Genomic DNA, 6,151 nt, shown 5'->3' on the forward strand with positions numbered 1-6,151 from the left:
GTAGTCGGCGCAGACCATCAGCTGGGTGAGCTTCACCGGTTCGCCCACCAGCCGGGCCGAGGAACCGCTGACCTGTCCGCGTTCCTTCCCGCACTGCGGGAGCGTGCCCGGGGTGGAGCCGTCGGGGCCGTCCTGCCAGCAGTTCTGGCGCCCCTGGCCGTCCCACCACACGTCGGTGCCGTTGGGGCGGGAGGCCCCGGACCTGTCCTTGCCGAGCACGTTGCCCGCGTACCGGTTGTGGTGGGAGGTGTCGGTCTGCTTGGACCAGCGCTCCTCGCCCCGGATGAAGGCGGGGACGGCGCTGAGGAAGAAGCCGGCCCGCCGGTGGCCGTACACCCAGTTGCCCTCGTAGAGGTTCCAGTTGCCTCCGGCGGTGATGATGCCGGTGCCGGGCGGCATGGAGATCTGCGGGCAGACCACCCCCTGCTCGTAGCCGCGTTCGGCGGGCGGCTTGGCGCAGGTGCCGTCGGCGACGTGGTGGTAGTAGTCGGCGTTGTTGTCGTGGATGAGGTTGCGTTCGAAGCGGGCGTGGTTCTGCGGGAGTCCGGGGTGTCCGGGGAAGGCGCTGTCCATCGAGGCGCCGCCCATGTTCTGGTCGAACTCGTTGTCGTGGACCCACACCGAGTCCCCGGCGGTGCCGGAGTAGCCGACCATGTTGTGGTGGCTGCGGCAGCCGGTGATCTCGATGGAGTAGCGGGGCACGTCGTAGCCGCGGCCGTCGTTGATGTCGGAGGCGCTGCCGGGGTAGATCCCGGAGTCGCCGTTGCCGTAGGACTCGCAGTTCTTGTAGAGGCCGTGGTCGCTGGCGAAGGTCAGGAAGCCGTACTCGTCGTTCCAGCGGGTCAGGACGTCGTCGATGACGAAGCCGTCGCCGGCGAGCACGTACAGCGAGTTGAAGGTGGTGCGCTGCGCGGTGAAGTTCCGGAAGTAGATGCCGTTGGACCGGTCGGCGCGGATGGCGTTCAGCTTCTGGTATTTGGCGTCGACGACCACGTCGGTGCGGGCGGCGCCGGTGCCCTCGATCTGCAGGTTCGTCTTGCCGAGGATGGCCACGAGGTTCTGGTTGTGGCGGCACTTCTCCTGCTGCTCGTAGGACAGGATCTGGTAGCCCAGTGAGGAGTTGGGGGCCTTGAGGTTCGCGCACTCCCCCGCCGGTGCGGGCAGGGAGGGCTCCTCCTCGTAGAGGCCGGGCAGGATCGCGATGTTCATCCCCGGCCGGTCGACGGCGTCCACGGCCTGCTGGAGGTGGCGGTAGCCGCTCTTCTCGCAGCGGTCGTAGAGGTCGAGGTTGCGCTGCCGGAGCTGCGGCGGGAAGCCGGCCACGCGGCGTTCGAAGGCGGGCCGGTCCGTCTTGCAGACCAGCAGGTCGGGCTCGGCCGCCGCACGGTAGGCGGGGACGGATCCGGTGCCGTCGGGGAGGGCGACGGGGCGCTCCTCGTGCGCGCGGGCGGCGGGCGCGGCGGCGAGGAGGGACAGGAGGGCGAGGAGGGCGGCGAGGAGCGCCGCCGGCACGGCAGGGAACCTGCGGGTCCACGACATGCGCGAGAGAGTAGAGCAATGTTCATCTTTTGGGATCCCCCCGTGCGGGATCCCTCCGGGCGGTGACCGGATCGTTGCGCGAGGGCCTGCGCCGCGGGCGCGGGGTGACGGGCGGAAGGGCGACAGGCCAGGGCGACGGGCGGGCGGGCGACGGGCCAGGGCGACGGGCGTGCGGGCGTGCGGGCGACGAGCGGGCGGGTGCGCCGGCGGGCCCCCTCCGGCCCTGCCCCGCGGAGCTTTCGGCCGGTGACCGCAAGACGGCGTTGACGGGAGGGGGCCCGGAATCCTACTGTCGACCATAGGATTCCTTCGAGGGAGCGGGAGCAGCCCATGAGTGAGCAGGCCAGGAAGACGGCGGAGGCGCTGGAGTACCTCACCGGCTTCGGGAACGAGCACAGCTCGGAGGCCGTGCCCGGCGCGCTCCCGCTCGGCCGCAACTCCCCCCAGCGCGCCGCCCTCGGCCTCTACGCCGAGCAGCTCAGCGGCAGCGCCTTCACCGAGCCGCGCCGCCACAACCGCCGGTCGTGGCTGTACCGGATCCGCCCCTCCGCCGCCCACCCGGCCTTCACCCGCGTGGACAACGGCGCCCTGCGCACGGCGCCCTTCACCGACGCCGTCCCGGACCCCAACCGGCTGCGCTGGAACCCGCTGCCCGACCCGGCCCCCGGCACCGACTTCCTGGCCGGCCTGTGGACCCTCGGCGGCAACGGCGACGCCACCCAGCGCACCGGCATGGCCGTCCACCTCTACTCCGCCAACGCCGACATGACCGACCGGGTCTTCAGCGACTCCGACGGTGAGCTGCTGATCGTCCCCGAGCGCGGCGGCCTGCTGCTGCGCACCGAGCTCGGCCTGCTGAGCGCCGGCCCCGGCGAGGTGGCACTGATCCCGCGCGGCGTCCGCTTCCGCGTCGAGCTGCTGGACGGCGACGCCCGCGGCTACGTCTGCGAGAACTACGGGCAGCCCTTCGAGCTGCCGGACCTCGGCCCGATCGGCGCCAACGGCCTGGCCGCGGCGCGGGACTTCCGCGCTCCGGTGGCCGCGTACGAGGACGTGGACCGCCCGACCGAGGTGGTCAACAAGTTCTGCGGCAACCTCTGGTCCGCGACGTACGACCACTCGCCGCTCGACGTCGTCGCCTGGCACGGCACGCACGTCCCGTACGTCTACGACCTGCGCAAGTTCAACGTGATCGGGTCCATCAGCTACGACCACCCCGACCCGTCGATCTTCACCGTGCTGACCTCGCCCTCCGACACCCCGGGGCTGGCGGGCGTGGACTTCGTGGTGTTCGCGCCGCGCTGGCTGGTCGGCGAGGACACCTTCCGCCCGCCGTACTTCCACCGCAACGTGATGAGCGAGTACATGGGCCTGATCGAGGGCGCCTACGACGCCAAGGCCGAGGGGTTCGTGCCGGGCGGCGGCTCGCTGCACAACATGATGTCCGCGCACGGCCCGGACCGGGAGACCTTCGACAAGGCCAGCGCCGCCGAGCTGAAGCCGCAGAAGATCGACGACGGCCTCGCCTTCATGTTCGAGACCCGCTGGCCGATCACCGCCACCCCCCAGGCGGCGGGGGCGGAACACCTCCAGCGCGGCTACGACGACGTATGGGAGGGTCTCCAGCGGCACTTCCGCGCCTAACATGCCGGTGTCCCCCTGCGCACCGCCCCGCCCCGTCGTCCGATGACGGCCGGCCCGTACGGAGAACGACCCGTGACCGCCTTCGCCCCCGACTCCCTGGTACTCAACCGGAAGCTGCCGCTCTGGTACCAGGTGTCCCAGTCCCTGCGCGCATCGATACTGGGGCGCACCCCGGACGCCTCGCTGCGGCTGCCGACCGAGGAGCAGCTCGCCGAGCACTACGGGGTGAGCGTGCTGACCATGCGCCAGGCGCTCAAGGAGCTGGAGGGCGAGGGGCTGATCAGCCGGCACCGGCGGCGCGGGACCTTCATCGAGCCGGGCGCGATGCGCAGCGCACCGGTGCGGCTGCTCGGCTCGGTGGACGCGATCGTGGCCCAGCAGTCGGGTGACCTGACGACGGTGCTGGGCCGTGAGCGCACGCCCGTGGCCGGGGAGTTGCTGGAGCACTTCCCGGACACGGCGGAGGTGGTCACGTACCGCAGGCTCCGGCGCGACGGCGAGAGCGGGGAGCCCACCAACTGGGCGGAGAACGCGGTCCGTCCGGAGCTCGCCGACGCCGTGGACCTTGCGGACCTGGAGCGCTGGCCGATGACCAAGGTGCTGCGCGACGTGGTCGGCGTACGGATCAGCCGGATCACGGACACCGTGGAGGCGCGGCTCGCCGACCCGGTCACGGCCGAGCTGCTGGAGGTCCCGCTGCTGAGCCCGATCCTGCACTACACCGGCGTGACCTACGACGAGGACGGGCGGGTCGTGGACGTGGCCCGGATCCGGTACCGGGGCGACCGGTTCTCCTTCACGGTGACCGTCGAGGCACCCTGAGCTCAGTAGTGCCGGACCAGTTCCGGGTACTCCTGGCGGCCTGCGTGAGTGTCGGCGAATCCCTTGTGCCGGTATTTCGTCACGAAATCCAAGTGCGCATGAAGCACCAACGTGCGCGTCTCCCTGTACGAATGTTCTACATGTCAGCCAAAAACCAACCGCAGTACGGTGACCGGCGTGAAGCTCAGGTATCAGTTCCGGCTGTACCCGAGCGCCCCGCAACGGACCATGCTGGCGAAGGCGTTCGGGTGCGCCCGCGTCGTCTTCAACGACGCCCTCCGTGCCCGCCAGGACGCCTACAGGCAGGGGGCAAAGCGCCCGACCGCTGCGGAACTCTCGAAGCGATACATCACCGACTCCAAGAAGACCGAAGACCGGCACTGGCTGGACGACGCGTCGGCCGTGGTGCTCCAGCAGTCCCTGCGGGATCTGGAGACCGCGTACTCCAACTTCTTCGCCTCCAGGAACGGCACCCGCAAGGGACCGAGGATGGGTCCGCCGAAGTTCAAGAAGAAGACCAGCCGCCAGTCCATCCGCTTCACCGCCAACGCCCGCTTCTCGGTCACCGAGGGCGGCGCGCTGCGCCTGCCGAAGATCGGCGACGTGAAGATCCGCTGGTCCCGCCGGCTTCCCTCCGCCCCGTCGTCCGTGAGCGTGGTCAAGGACGCGTCCGGCAGGTACTTCGCCAGCTTCGTGGTGGAGGCCGAAGACAAGCCACTGCCCGAGCTGGACCTGGACGAGACGGAAACCGGGATCGACCTGGGCCTGTCCACCTACGCCGTCCTACGCGGGCGAAAGATCGCATCCCCGAAGTTCTTCCGCCGCCAAGAGAAGAAACTCCGCCGCGCCCAGCGCAAGCTGTCCCGGGCTCAGAAGGGCTCCGGCAACCGGCGCAAGGCCAAGCTCGCCGTATCGAAGATCCACGCCAAGATCGCGGACAAGCGCCGCGACTTCATCGAGCAGGAAACCACCAGGATCACGCGCGAGAGCCAAGCCGTGTACCTGGAGGACCTGAACGTGAAAGGCATGGGATCGAAGAAGGGCAAGCGGGCCAAATCCGTCCACGACCAGAGCCTGGGCATGTTCGCCCGCACCCTGGAAGCCAAATGCGCACGGTACGGGCGCCTCTTCGCCAAGGTGGACCGGTTCTTCCCCTCCACCCAGCTCTGCTCGGCGCCCGGGTGCGGCAGCATCGAAGGACCCAGGGGACTGGAAGGGCTCAAGATCCGGAAGTGGACATGCTCCTGCGGAACAGTCCACGACCGGGACGAGAACGCCGAATGCAACATCCGCCGCGAAGGACGGCGCATCGTGGCCGAGGGACGCCCGGACACGTAAAACGCCTGTGGAGCCCGTACAAGACCCGGCACGCCGGGCAGTGGGTGATGAAGCAGGAACCACTACGCACGTACTGGAAACAGCGGCGGCACGGTGGGAATCTCCCCCGTTCAGGGGGGAGAGCGTCAATTCTGCTGGTCGTTCTCCTCCGTGAGGCGTTCGCCCTCGGCCTGCGAGGGCGTGGTGCGCATCGTCTCGGGGTGGTGGCGCTGCTGCCGCTCCCGGTCGTCCATGTCCTCGTCGAGACGCTCGCCCTCGGCCTGCGACGGGGTCGAATACTCGTCGTACATGCTCATCGCCGGCTCCTCGGTCGGTACGGGTGCCTACACCGGTCGGTACGGAACCGTACGTACGCGGCGTATGCCCACATAAGGAGCGTAACGCTTCGGCCGGGAGACGGCCCCGCCCCGTCGGGCCGTCGCTACCATCTGCCGGGTGAGCGCTGACGTACCGCTGCTGGACGATCTGATGCCCTGGGCCGTGGACGGCCTGCGCCTGGGCCGGGACTGGGTGGCGGCGCCCGATCCCGCGACCCTGCGCGCCCGCTGGACTGCCCTGACCGACGCCGAAGGGGCGGAGCGGGAGCGGCTGTTCCGCCCGAGCCGGACCCGTACGCCTTTGGCCGGGGCGGCCGCGCTGCCCGGCCAGCGCTCGGCCACCGCCCGGTTCGCCGACGCGCCCGGCGCGTTCCCGGACCCCGTACGGGTGCTCCGCGCGCCCTTCGACGAGCAGTGGCTGCTGCCCGACCAACGGCTGATCGACTCCGCCCGCCCCGAGCTGTGGCGGGTGCGCGACGCGCAGCAGGTGT

6 protein-coding genes are annotated in these 6,151 nt (G+C 70.3%); 4 read left to right on the plus strand and 2 right to left on the minus strand.

Going from position 1 to position 6,151, the window contains the following annotated elements:
- Positions 1–1,539: right-handed parallel beta-helix repeat-containing protein (locus SSNG_RS07725; RefSeq protein ID WP_042800698.1), on the minus strand; the 1,539-nt coding region annotated here is incomplete at its 3' end.
- A gap of 330 nt (positions 1,540–1,869) precedes the next feature.
- On the opposite strand from SSNG_RS07725, the gene hmgA reads away from it, so the two are divergent.
- The 3 genes from hmgA (at position 1,870) to SSNG_RS07740 (ending at position 5,343) form a co-directional block, all read left to right on the plus strand.
- The gene (gene hmgA / locus SSNG_RS07730; protein WP_007263245.1) at positions 1,870–3,183 is read left to right on the plus strand and encodes a homogentisate 1,2-dioxygenase; all 1,314 of its coding nucleotides are present in this window, start codon (positions 1,870–1,872) and stop codon (positions 3,181–3,183) included.
- Positions 3,184–3,255: 72 nt separating this feature from the next.
- A complete protein-coding gene (locus SSNG_RS07735) occupies positions 3,256–4,005 on the plus strand; it encodes a GntR family transcriptional regulator (protein ID WP_042800699.1) in 750 nt (249 codons plus the stop codon).
- A 177-nt stretch (positions 4,006–4,182) separates the two neighbouring features.
- Complete coding sequence (locus tag SSNG_RS07740; protein ID WP_042800700.1) at positions 4,183–5,343, plus strand: RNA-guided endonuclease TnpB family protein; 1,161 nt, start codon at positions 4,183–4,185, stop codon at positions 5,341–5,343.
- A 125-nt stretch (positions 5,344–5,468) separates the two neighbouring features.
- Here the strand turns inward: SSNG_RS07740 and SSNG_RS41940 are convergent, their stop codons facing one another.
- Positions 5,469–5,639, minus strand: a complete 171-nt coding sequence (locus SSNG_RS41940; protein WP_007263249.1) for a hypothetical protein — start codon at positions 5,637–5,639, stop codon at positions 5,469–5,471.
- 172 nt (positions 5,640–5,811) lie between these two features.
- Between SSNG_RS41940 and SSNG_RS07745 the strand changes: the two genes are divergently transcribed.
- Positions 5,812–6,151, plus strand: a 340-nt coding sequence (locus SSNG_RS07745; protein WP_042800702.1) for a type ISP restriction/modification enzyme, incomplete at its 3' end; no start/stop codon positions are given.

The sequence above is a fragment of the Streptomyces sp. C genome (genome assembly GCF_000158895.1).
Lineage (GTDB): Bacteria > Actinomycetota > Actinomycetes > Streptomycetales > Streptomycetaceae > Streptomyces > Streptomyces racemochromogenes.